The sequence below is a fragment of the Nocardia sp. NBC_01503 genome, from assembly GCF_036327755.1.
In the GTDB taxonomy this organism is placed as follows: domain Bacteria; phylum Actinomycetota; class Actinomycetes; order Mycobacteriales; family Mycobacteriaceae; genus Nocardia.
In genome coordinates this window covers 1,970,892-1,992,905 of the sequence record NZ_CP109596.1, presented here as the reverse complement: position 1 = coordinate 1,992,905, position 22,014 = coordinate 1,970,892, and the positions used below count along the sequence as shown (strand labels likewise).

Genomic DNA, 22,014 nt, shown 5'->3' with positions numbered 1-22,014 from the left:
AAACTAGTTCAGTAATGCTCCCATGCCGGTGCATCGGCCAGGAGATTCCCCAGCGCGCGCAGGTGGGGAGTGGCTCCGCCGGTGGTGAATTCATTGCGTTTGGCGGCGGTGAAGTGGCGGTGGAGGGGGAAGTCGAGGTAGATGCCGGTGCTGGCGTGGATGTGGACCGCGGTGTGGGCTACTCGGTGGCCTGCTTCGGCGGACCAGAAGGCGGCTACCTCGAGTTCGGGGGCGCAGGGGTGGCCTTCGGATTCGAGCCAGGCGGCTTGCCATAGGGCGAGGCGGATGGCGTCTACGTCGATGTGGGCGTCGGCGAGGCGTTGGCGGACCGCTTGGAAGGAGCCGATCGGTTTGCCGAATTGGTGGCGGTCGCGGGCGTAGGCGGCGGTCATCTCCACCGCGCGTTCGAGGACGCCGAGCTGGTGGGCGCAGGATGCGATGACTGAGCGCCGATGCGCCCAGCGAACGGGGCTCTGAACCGTGGCTGCGCTTTCGCTCGGGTGAGCGTCGACATCGCCGGGTGTCGCACCGATGATCGCGTCGTCGGGGATCGAGACGTTGTCGAAGACGAGAAGTGCTGTGTCGCTCGCGTCTACGACGCGCTGCTCCCGGATCTCCAGGCCGTCGGCGGTGCGGTCGACCATGGCCAGCAGTGATCCGGAGTCGGTGGATGCCTCCACCAGGAAGGCGTCGGCGAAGGATCCGGCGGGTACCACGCCTCGGGATCCGCTTATGCACCAGCCATTTTCGATTCGGATGGCACGTATCCCGGTCTCCGATCCGAGCGCGGGTGCGAGGGTCGTTTCGCCTCGGAGCGCCGGTGCCACCCAGCGCTGGAGCTGGGCTTCGGTGCCGAAGTGGGCGAGGGTGGCGGCGCAGACGGCGATGGTGGGGAGATACGGCAGGGGAGCTACGGCGCGGCCGATTTCTATCAGGATGCTGCACTGTTCCAGCACGTCGAATCCGCTGCCGCCCACGGTGTTCGGGAGCGCGGCGTCCAAGAGTCCGGCTGCGGCCGCCGCGCGCCAGAGTGCTCGGTCGAAGCCGGTGGAGTCGGGGCACGGGTTGCGGGCGGACCAGCCGATCAGCAGGTCGCGGGTGAGGCCCGAGAGATCGTGCTGAGCCTCGGAATGGGCGAAATCCATGAGTTCCTCGCAGGGTTGGCGGGTGGAGTCCGGTGTGGTCAGCGGGTGACCGGCAGTCCCAGTGCGGTTTTGGCGATGATGTCGCGTTGCACCTCATTGATGCCGCCGCCGAAGGTGAGGATCAGCGAGGAGCGGTGGAAGCGTTCTATGCGGCCGCGCAGTAGTGCGCCGGGGGAGTCGGCTCTGATGACGGAATCGGTGCCGAGTACCTCCATGAGCAGGCGATACGCCTCGGTGGCGAACTCCGTGCCGAAAACCTTTGTGGCCGAAGCCTCTTCGGGGCGAAGCTCGCCCGACTGTGCGGCCCAGGCCGTGCGCCAGTTGCGAAGTTTCAGGTATTCGGCGTGGGCGTGGACGCGGGCGAGGTGGATACGCACCCACTCGGTGTCGATCACCCGGGAACCATCGGCGCGATGAGTTCGCTGCGCCCAGCCGCGGACCTGGCGGAGTGATTCCTGCAGTGGTGCAGCGGAACTGAGCGAGACACGCTCGTGGTTGAGCTGGTTGGTGATCAGTGACCAACCCTGGTTCTCCCCGCCCACCAGGTTCGCGGCGGGCACCCGCACCCCCGAGTAGTAGGTGGCGCTGGTGCCGACCCCGGCCATGGTGTGCACCTTGGTCCAGGAGAAGCCGTCGGCATCGGTGGGCGTGATGAGGACCGAAATGCCCTGGTGTTTACCGGCATCGGGGTCGGTGCGCACCGCCAACCAGACATAGTCCGCGTATTCGATGAGGCTGGTCCACATCTTCTCGCCGGTGACGACGAAGTCGTCACCGTCCCGCACCGCCCTGGTGCGCAGTGCGGCGAGGTCGGTTCCGGCCTCCGGTTCGGAGTATCCGATGGAGAAGTGCAACTCGCCCTTGGCGATTCGCGGCAGGAACTCGGCCTTCTGCGCCTCGGTGCCGTAGCGCATGATGGTCGGCCCGACGGTATTGATGGTCAGGTAGGGGATGGGCACGCCCGCTATCGCGGCCTCATCGGTGAAGATCATCTGCTCCACCATGGGCCGGTTCTGTCCGCCGTACTCGTGCGGCCAGCCGAGCGTCAGCCACCCGTCTCGGCCCAGCGTCCGGACCATTTCCTTGTAGGCGGTGCCGTCGCCGAATTCGCCGCCCGGTCCGGTGAGCCCGGCGCGGAGTTCCGGTGTCATGAGGTCGGCGAAGTACTCGCGCAGCCGCTTACGCAACCGCTCCTGGTCAGCGGTGAAATCTATCTGCATGGCCTGAACGTAGGCAGCTGCCCGATGGCTTTCGCCGACTGTGACATTAAGCTGCCAACCCTGGCGAAACGGCTGGTTGTCGGCACATGATGGGGAAATGCGGCAGCACACGGTAATCGCGCCCGGCATAGTTCGGCTTCGGCCGACCGGGGATCTCGGTAGTGATGTGCAGCAATTGTTGCGGCGGGTGCGCACCGAGGCGGTGGTGGCGGTCTCCAGTCCCATGCGGTTGGAGAACCACTACGCGCTGGGGCATTTGGCGGTGCGAGAGTTGATGGGGACGGGGAAGCGGATTCGGCTGCTGTACTCGCCCGACTTCCTGGATTCCCGGGATCGCCGTCCGCTGCTGGAGGATTCGACGCTCGGGCCGAAGATTCGGGTGTCCAGTCACGACTTTCAGAACACCTTCATCATCGACCGGCATGCGGCGGTGCTGTGGAGCGGTGCGGGGGCGAAGCATCCATACATGGTGATGGTCAGGGATCCCGCGCTGATCGGCGCGATTCACCAATTCGCCACTATGACTTGGGAATCCGCGGCCCGGTTGGCTTCGCGACCGGGGTTCGGGCGGGCGGAGTTCGACGAGCGGGATCTGGCTGTGTTGGATGCGCTGAACAGTGGGCTCAAGGATGAGGTGGCGGCGCGGCGGCTCGAGGTTTCGCTGCGGACGTATCGGCGGTATGTGGCCGAGTTGATGGTGCGGCTCGAGGTGAGTACGCGGTTTCAGGTCGGTGTGCGGGCGGCGCAGCTCGGGTTGATCGGGTAGATCCGCCGTACGTCTCATGGGTGATACTTGTGGATAAAAACTGGAGACTCAGAGCTATTCAGAGTCTTGTCGCTCCCTCATAATGTTGTCGTTGTTCGGTTCGCCGGAGTGGCATGACCGTCGATCGATGACAATGTGGAGTGGCACCCCGGGGCCTTCGGGTGTCCTGCACGGGAATTGCTGGATCTACCCCTCCGAAGACAGCATGGCTCCCATCGCGCTCGGCCCCGGTGATGCGGTGTTCGTCCGCGATGGCTCGGGTCATATCCTGGCCGACCATATGGACGTGGTCGCCGCGCGGGCGGGGTACAGCTCGGAGTTCGCGTTCGGCAAGGCGTTCAAGCGCGAATACGGCTTGGCGCCTGGGCAGTACCGGCGTCAGGCGCGCACTGCTGCCTGACAAGGGTGGATCCCGGCCAAAAACATGCCGGGATGACGAAGGGGATGGATTCATCCACAGTCATCCACATGTGAAGTGCCCCTGTGGATTAATCCACAGGGGCACTTCTTCAGCGAGTGTTCAGAGCGAAATCCGCCTCACAACCACGTATCGAGCGTGGTGGTGGTGAGGAAGTGCTCAAGGTCCGCGCGCCAAGGCGCCGGCACGGTCTTGTCCGGCTCGATGGCCGTGTACTGCCCGCGGTAGAACAGCAGGGGCCTGCCGGAATCGGTGGATTCCGACAGGGCCTGCACACGGCCGATCACAATGTAGTGATCGCCGCCGTCGACGACCTGATCCACAGTGCACTGGATCGTGGCCAGGGCGTCGTCCAGCACCGGAAGCTCCAAAGCGGAAGTGCTCCAGGGGACTCCGGCGAACTTGTCCGGTTCACGCGAGCCGAAGCGCGCGCACACCGGTTGCTGTTCCTCGGCGAGGATGTTCACGCAGAACTTGCCATTGGCCTCGATCGCCGCCCAGGACTTGGAAGCCTTGGTCGGGCAGAACAACACCAGTGGCGGTTCCAGTGAGAGGGCGGCGAACGACTGGCAGGCGAAGCCGATCGGCGCACCGTCCTCGCCGAAAGTGGTGATGACGGTGATGCCGGTGCAGAACTGCCCCAGCACATTCCGGAATTGACGTGCGTCGATTTCGGGCTGATCGTCCGTCGTTGTCATTGCTTGTCGCCCTTTTCGTTCCGAGAACCCGGTCTACTTGAATCCGACGGTGAAGTCGTGACCCCACAGGCTCACCGCGGTGGATTCCCGCGCGATCCAGGACTCGTCCTCGACTTCCAAACCCTCACAACCGAATTCGATATCGAATCCGCCAGGCGTCTTCATGTAGAAGGACAGCATCTTATCGTTGATATGCCGTCCGAGGGTGGCCGACATCTTCACCTTCTTGCGCATGGCGCGATCCAGGCAGAGGCCGACATCGTCGGAGTTCTCCACCTCGACCATCAGATGCACGATGCCGGTCGGGTTCGGCATGGGCAGGAACGCCAGCGCGTGATGGCGCGGGTTGCAGCCGTAGAACCGCAGCCACGCCGGATCGCCGTCGGCGGGCCGGCCGACCATCTGCGGCGGCAGCTTCATCGAGTCACGCAGCCGGAAGCCCAGGATGTCCTGGTAGAACGCCTGGGCCGCGGCATCGTCGTCGCAGGTCAGCACGACATGGCCCAGACCCTGCTCGGCGGTGACGAACTTGTGCCCGTACGGGCTGACGAAACGCCGCGCCAGGTACTGCGAGCCGTGGAAGGCTTCCAGCACATTGCCGGACGGGTCCTGGAACGAGATCAGCGCCTCGACCCGACGATCGGCGATCTCGGCCTTGGTGCCCTCGCGGTAGGCGATCCCGGCCTTGGACAGGGTCTCCCGAAGTCCTTGCAGCGCAGGGGCGTCGGTCACCTCCCAGCCGGAAACCTGCAGCCGGTCCACGTCGCTCGGCACGATCACCAGGCGCGCCGGGAAATCATCCATGCGCAGGTAGAGGGCGTCCGGATCGGGCCCGGTGCCCTCCATCATGCCGAGCACCTTGAGCCCGTACTCGCGCCAGGCCGCCATATCGGTGGCCCCGATGCGCATGTATCCGAGTGCTCGAATGCTCATGCTCACTTCTCCTTGACGCCGAGCAGGAAGTCGGTTGCCAGGCGGTTGAATTCGTCGAACTTCTCCAGCTGCGCCCAGTGGCCGCAACCGCCGAAGACATGCAGTTGTACGCGCGGCACCATCTTCAGCGCTACGAGCGCGCCGTCGATCGGGTTCACCCGGTCCTCGCGGCCCCAGATCATCAGCACCGGCTGACGCAGCTTGTACGCGTCGCGCCAGATCATGCCCTTCTCGAAGTCCGCGCTCGCGAAGGAGCGACCCATCGCACGCGTGGCTTCCAAGGATTCGGGCTTGCTCGCGGATTCGAAGCGCTCCGCGACCAGCTCCGGCGTGATCAGCTTCTGGTCGAAGACCATGATCCGCAGGAAGGCTTCCAGATTCGCCTGTGTCGGTTCGTAATTGAACTTCGACAGCAGTTTGACGCCCTCGGTGGGGTCCGGTGCGAACAGGTTGGTGGACAGCCCGCCGGGGCCCATCAGCACCAGCTTGCCCGCGCGGTCCGGGTAGTCCAGCGCGAACCGGGTGGCCGCGCCACCGCCGAGCGAATTGCCCAGCAGGTGAACGCGATCGGTGATGCCGAGGGTATCGAGCAGATCCTTGAGCGCCGAGGCCGAGTGCACGAAGTACTGCGGGTGCTCGGTGGGCTTGTCGGACAGGCCGAAGCCGGGCTGATCCACCGCCAGCACGTGGAACTCACGCGCCAGCACCGGAATGTTCTTCGAGAAGTTCGACCACGAGGAAGCGCCGGGACCGCCGCCGTGCAACAGCACGATGGTGGGGCCGTTGCCGACGCCCGCCTCGTGATAGTGCAGCTTCAGATCCGGGCGGACCTGTGCGTACTTCGAGGTCGACTCGAAGGTGATGTCCTCAACAGTGGTCATGGACTACACCATCGTGTCGGTGATCGGCAGCCCGAACGCGTGCGTGCCGTACATGACGTAGGCGCGCTCGGCGTCATTGGCCGCGTGCACCCGACCGGCGTGCGCGTCACGCCAGAAGCGCTGCAGCGGAGTGCCGTTGGCGAGCGCGGTGGCGCCCGAAGCCTCGAACAGCTTGTCGATGGAGGCGACGGCGCGACCGGTGGCGCGCACCTGGTCACGACGGGCGCGGGCGCGCACGTCGAACGGCACGTCCTCGCCGCGCAGCAGATAGGCGTACTCGTCGGCGACATTGCCGGACAGCTGACGCCACGCGGCGTCGATATCACTGGCGGCCTCGGCGATGCGCACCTTGCCGAACGGATCGTCCTTGGCGTTCTCGCCGGCGTAGGCGGCACGCACGCGCTTGCCCTGATGCTCCACATGCGCTTCGTAAGCGCCGTAGGCCATTCCGACGATCGGAGTGGAGATGGTGGTGGGATGGATGGTGCCCCACGGCATCTTGTACACCGGGTCGGTATTCTGCTCCAGGCCAGGCGATTTCAGCTCGCCCATGGCGCGGAAACTGAGGAAGCGGTGCTTGGGGACGAAGACATTCTCCACCACGATGGTGTTGGAGCCGGTGCCGCGCAGACCGACGACGTTCCAGACGTCCTTGATCTCGTATTCGCTGCGGGGGATCAGGAAGCTGCCGAAGTCGACCGGCTTGCCGTTCTTGATCACCGGGCCGCCCACGACCACCCAGTCCGCGTGGCCGGAGCCGGAAGACCAGGCCCAGGAACCGTTCACGGTGTATCCGGTGCCGTCCTCGGTGACCAGACCCGCACCCATCGGGGCGTAGGACGAGGAGATGCGGACGTCGGTGTTCTCGCCCCACACCTCTTCCTGCGCACGCTGATCGAAGAGCGCCAGGTGCCAGTTGTGCACGCCGATGATGCCCGCGACCCAACCGGTGGACCCGCAGGCGCTGGCGATCTTGCGCACGGTGTCGTAGAAGACGACCGGGTCAGCGGCGTATCCGCCCCACTGCTTGGGCTGCAGCAGCTTGAAGAATCCGGCGGTCTGCAGATCCTTGATGGACTCTTCGGGGATCTGACGGAGATCCTCGGCCTGCTGGGCCCGCTCGCGGAGAGTGGGCAGCAGGGCCTCGACCCGCTCAACTACTTCTTGCGTCATCGCGCCAGTTGCTCCTGCCTGGTGAATCGGGCGGTTCTCGTTTGTCTCTGAGACTAGAACACGTTCTTATTTCTGTCGAGAACAGGTAGCTGCCATGAGTCGTTGGACACCCTCTTTCGCCTCACGAGGCATTTTGTCCATTGTTTGGGCGGAAAACTGGCGTGAAGCGCCGCCTTTTTGTAACGTGTTCTAGTACTTCCAGAGGAGGATCACGATGTCAACAACCCCACCGGGGCCCCGTGGGAAGGTTCGCGAGATCGACGTGGGTGCGATGCCCACCCGGTACGCCCGGGGCTGGCATTGCCTCGGACTCGCCAGCACCTTCCGTGACGGCAAGCCGCACTCGGTCCAGGCCTTCGGCACCAAGCTGGTCGTCTTCATGGACAGCAAGGGCGATCTGAAGATCCTCGACGGCTACTGCCGTCACCTGGGCGGCGACCTGTCCATGGGTGAGGTCAAGGGCGACTCCATCGCCTGCCCGTTCCACGATTGGCGCTGGGGCGGCGACGGTAAATGCACGGGCATCCCCTACGCCCGGCGCGTACCCCCGTTGGCTCGCACCCGCTCATGGACCGCGCTCGAGCGCAATGGTCAGCTCTTCGTCTGGCACGACCACGAGGGCAACCCGCCCCCCGACGAGGTCACCATCCCGTACATCGACGGACCGTTCCAGGACAAGGACGGCAATCCGCTCGAGCAGCTCTCCGGCGACTGGACCCCGTGGACCTGGCACTCGCTGCTCATCGAGGGCGCCAACTGCCGCGAGATCATCGACAACGTCGTGGATATGGCGCACTTCTTCTATATCCACTACGCCTTCCCCACGTACTTCAAGAACGTGCTCGAGGGTCATGTCGCGACGCAGTACCTGGAGACCAAGGGGCGTCCCGATATCGGTGCCGCGGCCGAGGCCGGGATCGATTCGCTGCTCAAGTCCGAGGCGTCGTACTTCGGCCCGTCGTACATGATCAATCCGCTGCTGAACAGCTACAGCGGCTTCGAGGTCAAGACGGTCCTGATCAACTGCCACTACCCGGTCACGCAGAACTCCTTCGTGCTGCAGTGGGGTGTCACCCTGGAGAAGCCCAAGGGCCTCCCGGACGAGCAGGCCGCCAGCTTCGCCGCCAAGATGACCGACGGCGTCAGCGAGGGCTTCCTGCAGGACGTCGAGATCTGGAAGCACAAGTCCAAGATCGACAACCCGCTGCTCACCGAGGAAGACGGGCCGGTCTACCAGCTGCGTCGCTGGTACGACCAGTTCTACGTGGATGTCGCCGATATCGACCCCAAGTCGACGCAGCGCTTCGAATTCGAGGTCGATACCACCAAGGCCAATGAGGCCTGGGGCATCGAGGTCGAGGAGAATATGCGTAGGAAGCGCGAGGCCGCCGAGGCCGCTGCCACTTCGGAGGAGGCGAGCGTCTGATGACCACCTGGGCGAAAGCACCCGACTTTGCGGACCTTCCGGACCGCCGGGCGCAGGTGCGCGCCCAGACGGTCCTCGACAAAGAGCACTACATGGAGTCCGGGCTGACACCGATCGCGTGCCAGTCCTGCGGAACCGAGGTGCTGGTGCGCAAGCACAGCAGCAATCAGAAAACCGTGCAGTGGACGGTCAATCCGGCCGATCACTGCCCGGTGTTCCGCAAGATGGCCGAGGCCGGGCCGATTTTCGGCAAACCGGACTCCTGCCCGAACCTGGAGAAGACCATCGAGCACGCCGTGGCCGAAGGTCTGCTCGAGGTCGACAAGTAAACGCTCTTCTCTTGCCAGCGCCCCCGCCGTCTCCCGACGGCGGGGGCGCTGTTTCAATCCAGCCGGAAGTCGGCGAAGTCGAAACCCGGTGCGACGACACAACTCACGAGCACATAGTCCGCACCCGCCGGGCGGGCGGCCTGACTCACGCCGCCGGGAACCACCGCCTGCGGCCGCTGCCCCCGTTCGACATCGGGTCCGAGCACGATCTCCTCACCCCCGATGTTCAAAAGCAGCGGACCACCCCGATGCCAGAACCAGATCTCATCCGAGCGCACGGTATGCGGCGCGGACTGCTCGCCCGGCAGCAACAGGAAATAAATGGCCGTCGCGCTCGCCCGCGGCCCGTCATAGCCCTTCGGCTCGAATTCGACTCCGCTGCGCCAGGTTTCGCGATACCACCCGCCCTCGGGATGCGGCGACATGTCCAGTTCTTCCGCCAGCCTCGGCCTCTCGGTGCTCATGCGACCAGAGTATTTCGCCCGCGCGTCAGCTGAAGGGTGAGTCGGGGCGGGCCTCGAGTACGCCGTCCACGTAGATGTCGACCTTCTCGTTGTAGAAGCTGGCGAAGCCCGCGATCTTCTGGCTCTCAGGGAAGGGGGCGCGGTAGATCCACACCACGTCCGGGTACACGACCCTGTCGATTCGTACGGTCCAGTATTCGGCGAAGCCCTTGTAGGGGCACAGGCTCTTGGTCTCGGAGGGCTGCAGCAGGTCCATTCGGATATCGGTGAGTGGCAGGTAATACCTTGCGGGCAAACCGGTTTCGAAGAGCATGCGCGGGTTGTGGGATTCGGCGACGGTCTGCCCGGCGATCTCTACGCGGATATGCCGGGAGCTGGAGAGGATGTCGACCCGGTGGAAGGGATCGCGCGGGTGGCCGTAGATGGGTTCGTCCTCCTCGAACCACGCGTCCATGGCCTCGAAATCGAGGCGAACCAGATCTTGCAACTCGGGGATGGGGGAGTCGAGGTAGCGCACCGCCGCGCCCGAAGCGACGGTGCCGTCGGCGATGACATCGAAGCCGACGGGGGTACCCAGCGTGTTCGCGGTGCGGGTATCGCCGGTCGGCTCCAGCTTGACGCGCAGCTCATCGGCGGGGAAGTAGTAGGTGGGGAAGTAGGGGTGCTCCCACACCAGGCGGGCATCGGTGGTGTCGACGGCCAGCAGGCCGCCCAGATAGACACGCACTCGCTTGGCGGTCGGTAGGACGCGCACCTGATCCGTCGTCGTATCGGACATACCTCCCGACGGTACTCCCGAGTGGAAGGAGCAGGTGAGGGTCGATTTGTCCGGTCCGGCTATGGTGTTCGGGCAACATTGGAGCAACAAGTTTAAGGCGGCCAGATGTCGGAAACGATCGGTACCGAGCAGCAGGGGCTGCGGACCGGACTGCGCCGTCGGCATATGACCATGCTGGCCATCGGCGGCGCGATCGGCGCGGGCCTGTTCGTCGGTAGTGGTTCGGTGATCGGCACCGCGGGCCCGGCCGCCATCCTCTCCTATGCCGCCGCCGGGCTACTGGTGCTCTGTGTGATGCGCGCGCTCGGCGAGATGGTGGTGGCCCGCCCGGTCGCCGGATCACTCGCTGAGTACGCGCGCATGGCCATGGGTCCGTTCGCCGGATTCACCATCGGCTGGCTGTACTGGTACCTCTACGTCATCCTGGTCGGAGCCGAGGCGGTCGCGGGCGCGGCCATTCTGTCCAGCTGGATCGATCTGCCGCAGTGGGTGCTCTCGGCCGCGCTGCTGACCCTCATGACCGCCGTCAATCTGGTGTCGGTGAAGTCCTTCGGTGAATTCGAATTCTGGTTCGCCTCCATCAAAGTCGTGGCGATCGTGCTCTTCCTGGTGATCGGCGCGGCCTGGGTCTTCGGGCTCTGGCCGGACGCCGAGAGCGGGTTCGGCAACCTGACCGCATTCGGCGGATTCGCGCCCAACGGGATCACCGGAATCTTCTCCGCCATCGTGGTGGTCATGTTCGCCTTCGGCGGCACCGAGATCGTGACCGTCGCCGCCGCCGAATCCAGGGAGCCCGGACAGGCCGTGGCCCGCGCCACCAATAACGTCCTGTGGCGCGTCGGCCTCTTCTACGTGGCCTCGATCTTCCTGGTGGTGACCATCCTGCCGTGGAATGACGCGCATGTGCTGAAGAGCCCGTTCGTCAGCGCCCTGGACCGTATGGGCGTCCCGGCCGCGGGCACCATCATGCAGGTCGTCATCCTGACAGCTGTTCTGTCCGTACTGAATTCGGCGATCTACGTATCCTCCCGCATGCTCTACGTCCTCACCCGCGACGGCGACGCCCCTTCCGCCCTGGTGAAGGTCAACAAGCGCGGCGTCCCCGCCCGCGCCGTCCTGCTCGGCACGGTCGCGGCCTGGGGCGCGGTGATCGCCTCCTATATCTCCCCGGACCAGGTCTTCACCTTCCTGGTGAACTCCATCGGCGTCGTCCTGGCCTTCGTCTACGTGGCGATCATGTTCTCCCAGTTGCGACTTCGCGCCCGCCTGCGCCGCGAGGACCCCTCCGCCCTGACCTACCGCATGTGGGGCTACCCCTACATCTCCTGGGCGGTGATCATCGCGATCTTCGCGGTATTCGTCGCCATGGCCACCAAGGCCGATCAGCGCAATCAGCTGCTGGCCTCCACGGTGAGTCTGCTGGTGGTGGCCGCCCTCTACCCGCTGCGCAAGCGCTTCGGTACGAAGCCCCCGGTCCACGAGGTGGGAATCCTCCACCACTGACCGAATCCCCCTGCGGCACACCGACTCCACCGATGAATCGGGCGGTCTCCGGCGACCTCGCGACATCATCGAACAAATTTTCGACGCCGGGCCTGCCTTAGGTTCGCGACCGCATCGCCAATTGCGGGGACGTTGAATTGCTTGGTTCTTGGCTGGAGCGGGCTGGAGCGGGCTGGACCAAGGACCAAAGGTCTCACAGTAAGGCTGGCCCACGGCTTCGGACCGATCGAGAATGGCCCGAGTGCCCATTGCGCGGTGTGGTGGCAACGTCGGTCACGGACGTCTTCGACAACGAAGGCTGATCGGCGCTGGCCGTGCCACCAAGGTGGTCTGCGGCATTCCCTCGGGCGGAATGAATCACAAGGCTGGGACCAGTGCATACGTATTGGTCCCAGCCTTGTGTTGAGGGGATGTCTGATCAGGCGGGACGAGCCAGCGGGCGAGCCGGAGCCCCGAAGAGCTGGGCATCGCCGTGGGCGCGCTTGAAGAACAGGTGTGCGTCGTGTTCCCACGTGATGGCGATGCCGCCGTGCATCTGTACCGTCTCCGAGACCACCGAGTTGAGCGTGGTGGTGGCGTGGATGCGGGCCGAGGCCACATCGATGGCCTCCACCGTGCCGTCGGCCAGGCCCGCGATGGCGAGGTAGGCGACCGAGCGGGTCGACTCGACCAGTACGTACATATCGGCCATGCGGTGCTTCAACGCCTGGAAGCTGCCGATCGGGCGGCCGAACTGCACGCGGGACTTGCTGTACTCGACCGTCATATCGAGGCACTGTTCCGCGGCGCCGAGCTGCTCGGCGGTGACCGCGGCCCAGGCGATTTCGCGCAGACGGGGCAGATCGACCGCGCCGAGGGCGCGCGCCGGAGCCGAAGCGAACTCGATCGTGGTCAGGCGGCGAGTCGGATCCATGGTCGGGACGACCGTACGGGTGATACCCGTGGCAGCGCCGTCGACCTCGTAGAGACCCTCGGCGGTGAGCACCAGCAAGGTGTCCGCGTGCGCCCCGTCGACAACGTAATGCGCTGTGCCGGAGACGGTTTCCCCCTCGGCGCGGACGCCGAAGCTGTTCCAGCCCTGCGCACCGGCCCAGCACACCGCGAGGGTGCGCACACCCTCGGCGACCTCGGGCAGCAGCCGCTCGTTGGCCTCGGCATCGCCCGCGAGCAGCAGTGCCTGCACACCCAGCACGGCCGAGCCGAGCATGGGCGGCGCGGCCAGGGTGCGGCCGAGTTCCTCGACCACGAGCAGGGATTCGACCAAGCCGACCCCGACGCCGCCGAACTCCTCCGGAATGGCGAGCGCCGCGACACCGACCTGCTCGCACAGCAGTTTCCACAGCTGCTCGTCGTAGCCACGCTCGGCTTCGAGCCCGCGCCGCATGGCCGCGCTGTCACCGTGCTTGGTCAGCACCGCGCGCACGGTGTTGACGAGTTCCTGCTGATCAGCCGTGATGCTCATGCGTCGGCTCCCATCGTGTCGAGCTGGTGGAGAGAGAGGTTCGCAGCGCCGCGGGCCGCCGCCGGAGGTGTCGCACCGGCGGTATGCCGCTTCGGCCCAATGGATTTCACGCCGCGGCCGCTGTCCCGCCGCGCAGGGCGGTGGCGATGCGGGCGCGGTGGAAATCCGGAGTGCCCCAGGCCGAACGCAGGGCGGTGACCTTGGTCAGCCAGAGCGACAGGTCGCATTCGGCGGTGTAGCCGATCGCGCCGTGCACCTGCAGGGCGATACGGGCCGCCTGGTACGCGGCCTCACCGCACGCCAGTTTGGCCGCGGAGATATCGCGGGCGCGGGTGGCGGTATCCGCATTGTCCTGCAAGGTGAGTGCCGCGCGGTAGAGCAGCGGCTGCGCCATATCCAGGCCGATGAGGACATTGGCCAGGTGGTGCTTGATGGCCTGGTACTGGCCGATCGGCTTGCCGAACTGCTGACGCTGCTTCACGTACTCGACGCTGGTGTCCAGCAGGGCGCGACCCGCGCCGAGCAGCTGGGCGGCCGCGGCCAGAGCGGCCGTATCGAAGGCGAGATCGATTGCGGCGCTGACACCTTCGCCCTCCGCGAGTACGGCACCGGCGGTCAGCGGGAACAGCCGGCGCGCGGCGTCGATGGACTTGGCCTGCTCACCCGCGGTGGCGATCGAGACGCGGTCACCCTCGGCGAGCAGGATCAGGTCGGCGATATCGGCGTCCAAGGCGACCGGCGCGCCGGCCGCGGAGAGCGCACTGGCTCCGGCGGTGGCACCCGTGCCGGTGGCCGCGACGGCGAGCGTGCCCAACTTCGTGCCCTCGGCCAGCTGCGGCAGCCATTCGGCGGCCGCCGCGGTATCCGGAAGTGCCTGCAGCAGTGCGGGAATCGCGGCGGCGGTCTCCACCAGCGGTCCGGGCACGGCGGCCCGGCCGATCTCGGTGAAGGCCACGATCAGCTCGACCGGGCCCGCGCCGAAGCCGCCGTTCTCCTCGGTAATGGTCAGGCCGAGCGCACCGGCCTCGGCCAGCTGGCCGAGCAGTGCCTTACCGGCGGTGGAATCGCCCGCGCCCCAAGCCCGTACGACGCCGGGGGTCTTGGCGGCCTCGCCCATCTTGCGCAGGCTGGCGGCGAAATCGATCTGTTCTGCGGTCAATGCGAATCGCATGTTCGTCCTCCGGGTGACTAGCGCGGCAGCCCGAGCAGGCGTTCGGCGATGATATTGCGCTGGATCTCATTGGTGCCCGCGTAGATCGGGCCCGCCAGCGAGAAGAGGTAACCGTCGGTCCAGGCCGATTCCTGTTCGGCGGCGGCGCCGTGCAGATCCAGGGCGGTCTCGTGCATGGCGATATCCAGATCGGACCAGAACACCTTGTTCACAGAGGATTCCGCGCCCAGTTGACCGCCGTCTGCGAGCCGGGTGACGGTGGCCCAGGTGTTCAGGCGGTACGCCTCGGCGCCGACCCAGGCGTCGACCACGCGGTCGCGCACGGCGGTATCGGTCTCGGCGGCCGCACCCTGCCAGACTTCGATGAGCTTGGCGGCGGTGGCATTGAATCGACCTGGCGAGCGCAGGGACAGACCGCGCTCATTGCTCGAGGTCGCCATGGCGACCTTCCAGCCGTTATTGGCCTCACCGATGACATCGGCATCCGGGACGAAGACATTGTCGAGGAAGATCTCCGCGAACCCGGGCTCGCCGTCCAGCTGCGGAATCGGCCGCACCGTAATGCCTTCCGCGGTGAGCGGGAACATCAGGTAGGTGAGGCCCTTGTGCCGCTGGGCCTCCGGATCGCTGCGGAACAGGCCGAAGCCCCAATCCGCGTAGGAGGCACGCGAACTCCAGGTCTTCTGACCGTTGAGCAGCCAGCCGCCCTCGGTGCGCTTGGCGGTGGAGCGGATTCCGGCGAGATCGCTACCGGCCTCCGGCTCCGACCACGCCTGCGCCCAAATATCATCGGCGCGAGCCATTCTCGGCATGATCCGGGCCAGCTGCTCCGGCGAACCGTGCTCGAAGAGCGTCGGGGCGAGCAGGAAGATGCCGTTCTGCGAGACGCGGCCGGGTGCGCCGGCGGCGTAGTACTCCTCCTCGAAGATGACCCATTCGATCATCGAGGCATCGCGGCCGCCGTACTCGGCGGGCCAGGCGACGCAGGACAGGCGGGCATCGGCCAGCTTGGCCTCCCATGCCCGGTGCGCCTCGAAGCCCTCCTTGGTATCCATGGACGGCAGCGGCTCGGCCGGGACGTTGGCGGCCAGGAATTCGCGGACCTCGCGGCGGAATTCCTCTGTCTTGGCGTCGAATTCGAGATCCACTTACTTCGCCCCGTTCTTCTCTGCGGCATCTGTCGTAGTAGCGGTGTCGGATTCGCGGCTCGCCGCGGCGGCCTTCATGGACTTGGCGTTCATCCCGCCGAGCGAGTCCGCGCCGACCTCGGCGTTGTGCGCGTGCGCGAAGTGATGCAGCCCGAACACCGAATCCATCCCCGCGCGCATACCCATGAGGTCCTCGCACTGGTTGACGGCCTTCTTGGTCAGCGCCAAGCCGAATTGCGGCATGGTGGCGATCTTCTCGGCCAGCGTGAAGGTCTCGGTCTCCAGGTTCTCGCGCTCGACGACGCGATTCACCATGCCCCACTCGTAAGCCTGTGCGGCGGTGAAACGGTCACCGGTGAAGAGAATCTCCTTGGCGCGGCGCGGCCCGAGCACCCACGGATGAGCGAAGTACTCGACACCCGGAATGCCCATGCGCACAACGGGATCGGAGAAGAACGCGTCTTCTGAGGCGACGATCATGTCGCAGGACCAGGCCAGCATCAACGCACCGGCGATGCAGGCGCCCTGCACCATGGCGATGGTCGGCTTGGGGATCTCCCGCCAGCGGCGGCACATATTCAGGTAGACCTCGGTCTCGCGGGCGAACCGCTGATCCCCGCCCACCCGATCGGTGTGGTCCCACCACAGCGCGGCCTGGTTCTCGTACTTGATGTGATGGTCGCGTCCGGGTGTGCCGATATCGTGTCCGGCGCTGAAATGCTTTCCGGCCCCGGCCAGGACGATCACCTTGACCTCGGCATCCTCGACCGCGCGCACGAAGGCGGCGTCGAGGGCGTAGGTCATGACCGAGTTCTGCGCATTGCGGTAATCCGGCCGGTTCAGCGTGACGACCGCGATCGGTCCCCGCTTCTCGTAGAGGACGACATCGCCCTCATCGGGGATCGGCCCCAGCTCCTGGCTCACGCCTTCTCCTCACGTAGTTGCCGCTTGAGAACCTTGCCCGCGGCGCTGTAGGGCAACTGATCGCGGAACTCGACGAACCGCGGAACCTTGAAATTGGCGAGCAGCGTCTTGGCATGCGCCAGTACGTCTTCGGCGGTGATGGTCGCGCCGGGCCGGCGCACCACGTACACCTTGCCGACCTCGCCCATACGCTCGTCCGGTACGCCGATGACCGCGGTCTCGGCGACGCCGTCCAGTCGCGCCATGGCCTGCTCGACCTCGGCGGGATACACATTGAACCCGCCGGAGATGTACATATCCTTGAGCCGGTCGGTGATCTTCACGTATCCGCGCTCATCGATCACCGCGACATCGCCGGTGTGCAGCCAGCCGTCCTTGTCGATGGTGTCGGTGGTGGCCTGCGCGTCATCGAGGTAGCCGACCATGATCTGCGAACTGCGCAGCAGCAGTTCACCATTGTCGGCCAGCTTGACCTCGAAGCCGTCGATGGCGCGGCCGCAGGTATTGGCGATGGTCTCGGCCGAATCCTCGGGGCGGCACATGAGGCCGAAGCCGCCGGATTCGGTCTGTCCGTAGGCGGTGAGCACCACATCGAAACGCAGTTCGCTGCGCATTCTCTCGATGAGTACGACGGGGACGGTGGCCGCACCGGTGACCGCGACGCGCAGCGTCGAAAGGTCGGCCTCGGCGCGCGCCGGATGCTCGAGAATGGTCTGGAAGATGGTCGGCGGACCGGTCAATACGGTGACGCGCTCATCGTGGATCAACCGCATGGTCTCGGGTACGTCGAAGGTCGCCTGCGGAATGATGTTCGCGCCGGTGGCCAGGCAGGCGAGAATGCCCGCCTTGTAACCGAAGCTGTGGAAGAACGGCGGGACGACCAGGTAGCGGTCGTCGCTGTTCAGCGTGGCGCAGTCGGCCCAGGCGCGGGCGCTGGTGAGCGCTTTACTGTGCGAGATCAGCACGCCCTTGCTGCGCCCGGTGGTGCCGGAGGTGAACAGGATGTCCGAAAGATCATCGGCCCGAACGGATTCCGCGCGCTCGATGGCATCTTCGAGGCTGACGGCCTCGGCGAGCTTCGGCAGTTCGGACCACGCGATGGCATTGTCGACGGCCTCTTCCCGTTCAGCGGGAATGACAATGACGGTCTCGATCGCCAATTCCGGTGCGTCCGCGCGCAGTTCGGCGAGCCGGTCGCGGCCGAGGAAGTCGCCGACGATGAACAGCGCCTTGGCCTCGACCCGGCCCAGCACATCGGCGGCCTCATCGGCCACGTACCGGGTGTTCAGCGGCACGATGACCGCACCCACATAGTGGGTGGCCAGTACCGCGGTCACCCAGTGATGGGTGTTCGGAGCCCAGATGCCGATCTTGTCGCCGCGTCGCACACCGCGCGCGATGAGCACACGGGCGGTCTCACGGACCGAGTCGAGCAGTTGTGCCCAGCTCAATCGCACGGCACCGTCGGTTACGGCGGGTGCGGAACCGAAGACGCTCGCGGCGTGGTGCAGTGCGAGCGGAGTGGTCTGCGGTGGGGATGTCACAGGGTCTCCGAGCGTCCGGGAATGGGTCTAACAAAGCAAGTGCTTGGTAGGTTACTCTACGGAGGTGAGCATGATCCAGACCCCCGAACCGGCCAGTGGGAACACCTCGCTCGAGGACGACGCATTCCGCACCGAGGTGCGGGAATGGCTGGCCGAGAACCTGAACGGACAGTTCCGTGAACTGCGCGGTCTGGGTGGTCCCGGGCGCGAACACGAGGCCTTCGAGGAGCGTCTCGAATGGGACCGCGCCCTGGCCGCCGCCGGACTTACCTGCCTGGGCTGGCCCAAGGAGTGGGGTGGCCGCGATGCCACCCTCGCGCAGCAGGTCATCTTCCATGAGGAGTACGCCAAGGCCGATGCGCCCAGCCGCGTCTCGCACCTCGGCGAGGAGCTGCTCGGCCCGACCGTACTGGCCTTCGGCACCGAGGAGCAGAAGCGCCGCTTCCTGCCCGGTATCCGCAATGTCACCGAACTCTGGTGCCAGGGCTACTCCGAACCCGGCGCGGGCTCGGACCTGGCCGCGGTCAGCACCTCGGCTTTCCTGGACGGTGACGAATGGTCCATCACCGGACAGAAGGTGTGGACCTCGCTCGCGCATCTGGCCGACTGGTGCTTCGTGGTCGCGCGCACCGAGAAGGGCTCCAGCCGTCACCACGGTTTGTCCTACCTCCTGGTGCCGATGAATCAGCCCGGCGTCGAGGTGCGGCCGATCATCCAGCTCACCGGGACCGCGGAATTCAACGAGGTCTACTTCGACAATGCCCGCACCGCCGCCGATCTGGTGGTCGGCGCGCCCGGCGACGGCTGGAAGGTCGCCATGGGCACGCTCACCTTCGAGCGCGGCATCTCCACGGTGGGCCAGCAGATCCGCTACGCGCGTGAACTCGCCGACCTCGAGGATGTCGCCCGCAAGCACGGGACCCTCGAAAACGCCGTCATCGCAGACCGTTTCGACAAGGCGTGGGTCGGACTGCGCGTACTGCGCGCACACGTCCTGCGCACCCTGGAGTCCGGACACGATGACGCCACCGTCGACGCCCGCACCGCGGCCGGATCGGCCTCGGTCACCAAACTGCTCTGGGCCAATTGGCATCGCGATCTCGGCGAACTGGCCATGGACGTCCTCGGTGCGCCCGGCCTCATCGCCGATGCCCCCGGCGATGACCTCAATGCCTGGCAGCGGCTCTTCCTCTTCACTCGCGCGGACACCATTTACGGCGGTTCGAACGAGGTGCAGCGCAATATCATCTCCGAGCGGGTGCTCGGACTTCCCCGAGAGGCTCGTCCATGAGTGAGCGAAGCGAACGGCCGGTGGGCGCCGTTGACTTGTCCACCGCCCCCGAAATCACCCCCGGCCACAACCTGCTCGCGGGCAAGGTCGCCGTGGTGACCGCGGCCGCCGGCACCGGTATCGGCTCCGCCACCGCGCGCCGTCTGCTCTCCGAGGGCGCGGATGTGGTGGTCTCCGACTGGCATGAGCGCCGGTTGAAGGAGACCGCCGAGGCACTGCAGGCCGAATTCCCGGACCGCCGAATCGCTTCCGTGCCTTGCGATGTCAGCTCCACCCAGCAGGTGAACCAGCTCATCACCGAATCCGTCGCCGCGCTCGGGCGCATCGACATCATGGTCAACAATGCCGGTTTGGGCGGTGAGACCCCCGTCGTCGATATGACCGACGAGCAGTGGGACAAGGTCATCGACATCACCCTGAACGGCACCTTCCGCGCCACCCGCGCCGTGCTCGAGTACTTCCGCGAGGCGGGCCACGGCGGCGTCATCGTCAACAACGCCAGTGTGCTCGGCTGGCGCGCCCAGCACGGGCAGGCGCACTACGCCGCCGCCAAGGCCGGTGTCATGGCGCTGACCCGCTGCTCGGCCGTCGAGGCCGCCGAATACGGCGTGCGCATCAACGCCGTCGCCCCGTCCATCGCCCGGCACGCGTTCCTGGACAAGGTCACCTCGGGTGATCTGCTGGATCGTCTGGCCGCGGGCGAGGCGTTCGGTCGCGCCGCCGAACCGTGGGAGGTGGCCGCCACCATCGCCATGCTGGCGAGCGATTACACCACCTACCTGACGGGTGAAGTGGTCTCCATTTCGAGCCAGCGCGCCTGATTCGACGCAATTTCGCCGATTTCGGTTCAACACAACCGAATTCGGATATACGGGTGATGTGAAAAGCCGTGTCACCTGGTCGCAGTATTTCGCACTGCCGCGCTCGCACTCGGGCGCGGCAGTGCGTTTTTCATGCCCTGAACGCTGCCTGATTTATCGGCAGCGCAAAATGGCTGGCGCGCCGGTGTGGTCATTGTGCAATCCTGGTTTAGGCCGGTTCCGCATAGTCGAAGGGCGCGACCCATGGGTCCGGATCGCCGACAACAAGCAGCCACGGAAGAACCCCGTTCCGAGTTGGAACTCGAGTTGGTCCGCGAGGTCGTGCTCGCGCGCCGAAGACTCGACAATGTCGTTATGGCCGCGCTCACGCTGGGCGCGGAATTACTGGAGCACGATTCCGAACGCGCCACCGCCATGCGCGCGGCGCAGATACTCGAACAGCACGCGGTCGACGAGGGCGAGGTTCTGCGCGATCCGCGCGCCGCACTACGCCGCGATCTGATCCGCGATCGCGATCGGGCCCGCCGGATCGGCCTGGTTCGCGAATCCTGGCATCCACCCTCGGTGGCCGAACAGCGCCGCCGAAGACAGGCCGAGTTGCTCCGCGAGGTGCGCGCCGATCTCCTGGAAGTGGTGCGCACCTGCGGTCGCGTGCACTACGACCGCACCACCTTCGCCGACGGCATAGCGAAGGGATTGTGCGCCGCCACCGACAAATTGGTCGAGGGCGCGGATATGGAGACCTATCGCGCCTGGCAGCGCGGCATGGTCCTGAAGATCATCGAGGAACCCGCGCACGACGGTGAACCCGCCCGTGTCATGGCGACCGTGGACGCCGGACCGGGCCGAGAACCCCTCACCGTCGAATGGGACAGTCCGGAACGAAGATTGGCCCTGGTGGCCCGAATGGCGAGAGCCGGAATCTCCCCGATAGTCATCTGCGACCGATTATTGGCGGACCTGTCCGTTTCCTCGCCGCTCAGATACTCCGTGCGATAGCGACAGGAGGTTCGGGGTGAGGTGCCGGGAGTACTCCGTGCGATAGCGACAGGAGGTTCGGGGCGAAGCACCGGAAGTTCGGGGCGAAGCGCCGGGAGGTTCGGGGTGATAGTGCCAGGCGGTTCGGGGCGAAACGCCGAGCGTCGTTCGGGGCGAAGCCCGAGAGTTGTCGGGGGTTCGGGGGCGGAGCCCCGGCGCAGAGAGGTGGAGCCGCGAGTGACGAGAGTTGTTATTTCCACCCCACTCGACCAAGCAAATGCTTGGTTGTATATTGGGGTGCGTGACCCCACCCTCGGAGCCCTCGAAGTCAGCACGCCGTAGCGAGCTGCTCGGACTGGCCGCCAACCTCTTCGCCGAACGAGGACTGCGCGCCACCACGGTTCGCGATATCGCCGACGCCGCGGGCATTCTATCCGGGAGTCTCTACCACCACTTCGATTCCAAAGAGGCGATGGTGGACGAAATACTTCGGGGCTTCCTCGACGACCTCTTCAGCCGCTATCGCGAGATCGTCGGCTCCGGCCTGAGCGCCCGCGACACCCTCGAGGCGCTGGTTATCGCCTCCTACGAATCCTTCGATCAGTGGCACGCGGCCGTCGCCATCTACCAGGCCGAGGCCAAACGCCTCAGCGGCACACCACGATTCGGCTATATCGACGAGTACAACCGCGAATTCCGCGAACTCTGGCACCAGGTGCTCACCAATGGTGTGCAGGACGGCAGCTTCCGCCCCGAAATGGATATCGAACTGGCGTACCGGTTCCTGCGCGACACCGTCTGGGTGTCGGTGCGGTGGTATCAGCCGGGCGGCCGGATCACCGTCGACAGCCTCGCCAAGCAGTACCTGACCATCGTGCTCGACGGGCTCACCAGCCCCGACGCCAGATAGTCCACACAGCACAGCCCGCAGTCAGCAGTAG

21 protein-coding genes and 2 pseudogenes are annotated in these 22,014 nt (G+C 65.8%); 10 read left to right on the top strand and 13 right to left on the bottom strand.

Features of this window, described 5'->3' with window-relative positions:
• Window positions 1-8: 8 nt before the first annotated feature.
• Together OHB26_RS08885 and OHB26_RS08880 are read right to left on the bottom strand one after the other, a co-directional pair.
• Window positions 9-1,145 (bottom strand): acyl-CoA dehydrogenase family protein, encoded by a 1,137-nt coding sequence (locus tag OHB26_RS08885; RefSeq protein WP_330183717.1) that lies wholly within the window; start codon window positions 1,143-1,145, stop codon window positions 9-11.
• A gap of 38 nt (window positions 1,146-1,183) precedes the next feature.
• A complete protein-coding gene (locus OHB26_RS08880; RefSeq protein ID WP_330183716.1) occupies window positions 1,184-2,365 on the bottom strand; it encodes an acyl-CoA dehydrogenase family protein in 1,182 nt (393 codons plus the stop codon).
• 97 nt (window positions 2,366-2,462) lie between these two features.
• Here OHB26_RS08880 and OHB26_RS08875 point away from each other — a divergent pair, with 97 nt between their 5' ends.
• From OHB26_RS08875 to OHB26_RS39695, 3 genes and pseudogenes are all read left to right on the top strand, one after another.
• A complete protein-coding gene (locus OHB26_RS08875; protein ID WP_330183715.1) occupies window positions 2,463-3,131 on the top strand; it encodes a hypothetical protein in 669 nt (222 codons plus the stop codon).
• A gap of 82 nt (window positions 3,132-3,213) precedes the next feature.
• A pseudogene (locus tag OHB26_RS39700) lies at window positions 3,214-3,411 on the top strand (cupin domain-containing protein); the annotation flags it as partial.
• Window positions 3,412-3,429: 18 nt separating this feature from the next.
• Window positions 3,430-3,531, top strand: a pseudogene (locus OHB26_RS39695) (AraC family transcriptional regulator); the annotation flags it as partial.
• 137 nt (window positions 3,532-3,668) lie between these two features.
• Here OHB26_RS39695 and hsaB read toward each other — a convergent pair.
• Genes hsaB through hsaA form a run of 4 tightly spaced genes read right to left on the bottom strand, consistent with a single transcriptional unit; the run spans window position 3,669 to window position 7,234 of the window.
• On the bottom strand, window positions 3,669-4,247 hold the full coding sequence (gene hsaB / locus OHB26_RS08865) for a 3-hydroxy-9,10-secoandrosta-1,3,5(10)-triene-9,17-dione monooxygenase reductase subunit (protein WP_330183713.1): 579 nt from the start codon (window positions 4,245-4,247) through the stop codon (window positions 3,669-3,671).
• A 33-nt stretch (window positions 4,248-4,280) separates the two neighbouring features.
• Window positions 4,281-5,180 carry an iron-dependent extradiol dioxygenase HsaC gene (gene hsaC, locus OHB26_RS08860; RefSeq protein ID WP_330183712.1) on the bottom strand — a complete coding sequence of 300 codons (900 nt, stop codon included), beginning with the start codon at window positions 5,178-5,180 and terminating at the stop codon, window positions 4,281-4,283.
• Window positions 5,181-5,182: 2 nt separating this feature from the next.
• Window positions 5,183-6,061, bottom strand: coding sequence for a 4,5:9,10-diseco-3-hydroxy-5,9,17-trioxoandrosta-1(10),2-diene-4-oate hydrolase (gene hsaD / locus OHB26_RS08855; protein ID WP_330183711.1), 879 nt, complete (start codon window positions 6,059-6,061; stop codon window positions 5,183-5,185).
• Between the two features lie 3 nt (window positions 6,062-6,064).
• Complete coding sequence (hsaA, locus tag OHB26_RS08850; RefSeq protein ID WP_067569180.1) at window positions 6,065-7,234, bottom strand: 3-hydroxy-9,10-secoandrosta-1,3,5(10)-triene-9,17-dione monooxygenase oxygenase subunit; 1,170 nt, start codon at window positions 7,232-7,234, stop codon at window positions 6,065-6,067.
• 214 nt (window positions 7,235-7,448) lie between these two features.
• Between hsaA and OHB26_RS08845 the strand changes: the two genes are divergently transcribed.
• Window positions 7,449-8,660: a Rieske 2Fe-2S domain-containing protein gene (locus OHB26_RS08845; RefSeq protein ID WP_330183710.1), complete on the top strand. Its 1,212-nt coding sequence runs from the start codon at window positions 7,449-7,451 to the stop codon at window positions 8,658-8,660.
• Window positions 8,660-8,989: a hypothetical protein gene (locus tag OHB26_RS08840; protein ID WP_330183709.1), complete on the top strand. Its 330-nt coding sequence runs from the start codon at window positions 8,660-8,662 to the stop codon at window positions 8,987-8,989. Before OHB26_RS08845 ends, OHB26_RS08840 begins: the two co-directional genes overlap by 1 nt.
• A 53-nt stretch (window positions 8,990-9,042) precedes the next feature.
• On the opposite strand, the gene OHB26_RS08835 is transcribed toward OHB26_RS08840, so the two are convergent.
• On the bottom strand, window positions 9,043-9,453 hold the full coding sequence (locus OHB26_RS08835; protein ID WP_330183708.1) for a cupin domain-containing protein: 411 nt from the start codon (window positions 9,451-9,453) through the stop codon (window positions 9,043-9,045).
• Between the two features lie 25 nt (window positions 9,454-9,478).
• On the bottom strand, window positions 9,479-10,231 hold the full coding sequence (locus OHB26_RS08830) for a DUF427 domain-containing protein (protein WP_330183707.1): 753 nt from the start codon (window positions 10,229-10,231) through the stop codon (window positions 9,479-9,481).
• Window positions 10,232-10,336: 105 nt separating this feature from the next.
• On the opposite strand from OHB26_RS08830, the gene OHB26_RS08825 reads away from it, so the two are divergent.
• Window positions 10,337-11,734 carry an amino acid permease gene (locus OHB26_RS08825; protein WP_330183706.1) on the top strand — a complete coding sequence of 466 codons (1,398 nt, stop codon included), beginning with the start codon at window positions 10,337-10,339 and terminating at the stop codon, window positions 11,732-11,734.
• A 418-nt stretch (window positions 11,735-12,152) separates the two neighbouring features.
• On the opposite strand, the gene OHB26_RS08820 is transcribed toward OHB26_RS08825, so the two are convergent.
• The 5 genes from OHB26_RS08820 to OHB26_RS08800 form a co-directional block, all read right to left on the bottom strand.
• The gene (locus tag OHB26_RS08820; protein WP_330183705.1) at window positions 12,153-13,196 is read right to left on the bottom strand and encodes an acyl-CoA dehydrogenase family protein; all 1,044 of its coding nucleotides are present in this window, start codon (window positions 13,194-13,196) and stop codon (window positions 12,153-12,155) included.
• Between the two features lie 106 nt (window positions 13,197-13,302).
• On the bottom strand, window positions 13,303-14,367 hold the full coding sequence (locus OHB26_RS08815; RefSeq protein WP_330183704.1) for an acyl-CoA dehydrogenase family protein: 1,065 nt from the start codon (window positions 14,365-14,367) through the stop codon (window positions 13,303-13,305).
• Window positions 14,368-14,384: 17 nt separating this feature from the next.
• Window positions 14,385-15,515, bottom strand: a complete 1,131-nt coding sequence (locus OHB26_RS08810; protein ID WP_330183703.1) for an acyl-CoA dehydrogenase family protein — start codon at window positions 15,513-15,515, stop codon at window positions 14,385-14,387.
• Complete coding sequence (locus tag OHB26_RS08805; protein WP_330183702.1) at window positions 15,516-16,439, bottom strand: enoyl-CoA hydratase; 924 nt, start codon at window positions 16,437-16,439, stop codon at window positions 15,516-15,518. It abuts the gene before it with no gap.
• Entirely contained in the window at window positions 16,436-17,983 is a 1,548-nt protein-coding gene (locus tag OHB26_RS08800; RefSeq protein WP_330183701.1) for a FadD3 family acyl-CoA ligase, read from the bottom strand. The genes OHB26_RS08805 and OHB26_RS08800 overlap by 4 nt, the downstream gene beginning before the upstream one ends.
• Window positions 17,984-18,053: 70 nt before the next feature.
• Between OHB26_RS08800 and OHB26_RS08795 the strand changes: the two genes are divergently transcribed.
• The 4 genes from OHB26_RS08795 (at window position 18,054) to OHB26_RS08780 (ending at window position 21,983) form a co-directional block, all read left to right on the top strand.
• Window positions 18,054-19,274: an acyl-CoA dehydrogenase family protein gene (locus OHB26_RS08795; protein ID WP_330185548.1), complete on the top strand. Its 1,221-nt coding sequence runs from the start codon at window positions 18,054-18,056 to the stop codon at window positions 19,272-19,274.
• Window positions 19,271-20,095, top strand: a complete 825-nt coding sequence (locus tag OHB26_RS08790) for an SDR family oxidoreductase (RefSeq protein WP_330183700.1) — start codon at window positions 19,271-19,273, stop codon at window positions 20,093-20,095. The genes OHB26_RS08795 and OHB26_RS08790 overlap by 4 nt, the downstream gene beginning before the upstream one ends.
• 294 nt (window positions 20,096-20,389) lie before the next feature.
• Complete coding sequence (locus tag OHB26_RS08785) at window positions 20,390-21,094, top strand: hypothetical protein (RefSeq protein WP_330183699.1); 705 nt, start codon at window positions 20,390-20,392, stop codon at window positions 21,092-21,094.
• A gap of 256 nt (window positions 21,095-21,350) precedes the next feature.
• Window positions 21,351-21,983: a TetR/AcrR family transcriptional regulator gene (locus tag OHB26_RS08780; protein ID WP_330183698.1), complete on the top strand. Its 633-nt coding sequence runs from the start codon at window positions 21,351-21,353 to the stop codon at window positions 21,981-21,983.
• The last annotated feature ends 31 nt before the right edge of the window (window positions 21,984-22,014 follow it).

Excerpts from the sequence above, each read along its gene's own strand:
- OHB26_RS08885 (WP_330183717.1), bottom strand. The coding sequence starts at position 1,145 with ATGGATTTCGCCCATTCCGAGGCTCAGCACGATCTCTCGGGCCTCACC.
- OHB26_RS08880 (WP_330183716.1), bottom strand. The coding sequence starts at position 2,365 with ATGCAGATAGATTTCACCGCTGACCAGGAGCGGTTGCGTAAGCGGCTG.
- OHB26_RS08875 (WP_330183715.1), top strand. The coding sequence starts at position 2,463 with ATGCGGCAGCACACGGTAATCGCGCCCGGCATAGTTCGGCTTCGGCCG.
- hsaB (WP_330183713.1), bottom strand. The coding sequence starts at position 4,247 with ATGACAACGACGGACGATCAGCCCGAAATCGACGCACGTCAATTCCGG.
- hsaC (WP_330183712.1), bottom strand. The coding sequence starts at position 5,180 with ATGAGCATTCGAGCACTCGGATACATGCGCATCGGGGCCACCGATATG.
- hsaD (WP_330183711.1), bottom strand. The coding sequence starts at position 6,061 with ATGACCACTGTTGAGGACATCACCTTCGAGTCGACCTCGAAGTACGCA.
- hsaA (WP_067569180.1), bottom strand. The coding sequence starts at position 7,234 with ATGACGCAAGAAGTAGTTGAGCGGGTCGAGGCCCTGCTGCCCACTCTC.
- OHB26_RS08845 (WP_330183710.1), top strand. The coding sequence starts at position 7,449 with ATGTCAACAACCCCACCGGGGCCCCGTGGGAAGGTTCGCGAGATCGAC.
- OHB26_RS08840 (WP_330183709.1), top strand. The coding sequence starts at position 8,660 with ATGACCACCTGGGCGAAAGCACCCGACTTTGCGGACCTTCCGGACCGC.
- OHB26_RS08835 (WP_330183708.1), bottom strand. The coding sequence starts at position 9,453 with ATGAGCACCGAGAGGCCGAGGCTGGCGGAAGAACTGGACATGTCGCCG.
- OHB26_RS08830 (WP_330183707.1), bottom strand. The coding sequence starts at position 10,231 with ATGTCCGATACGACGACGGATCAGGTGCGCGTCCTACCGACCGCCAAG.
- OHB26_RS08825 (WP_330183706.1), top strand. The coding sequence starts at position 10,337 with ATGTCGGAAACGATCGGTACCGAGCAGCAGGGGCTGCGGACCGGACTG.
- OHB26_RS08820 (WP_330183705.1), bottom strand. The coding sequence starts at position 13,196 with ATGAGCATCACGGCTGATCAGCAGGAACTCGTCAACACCGTGCGCGCG.
- OHB26_RS08815 (WP_330183704.1), bottom strand. The coding sequence starts at position 14,367 with ATGCGATTCGCATTGACCGCAGAACAGATCGATTTCGCCGCCAGCCTG.
- OHB26_RS08795 (WP_330185548.1), top strand. The coding sequence starts at position 18,054 with ATGATCCAGACCCCCGAACCGGCCAGTGGGAACACCTCGCTCGAGGAC.
- OHB26_RS08790 (WP_330183700.1), top strand. The coding sequence starts at position 19,271 with ATGAGTGAGCGAAGCGAACGGCCGGTGGGCGCCGTTGACTTGTCCACC.
- OHB26_RS08780 (WP_330183698.1), top strand. The coding sequence starts at position 21,351 with ATGCTTGGTTGTATATTGGGGTGCGTGACCCCACCCTCGGAGCCCTCG.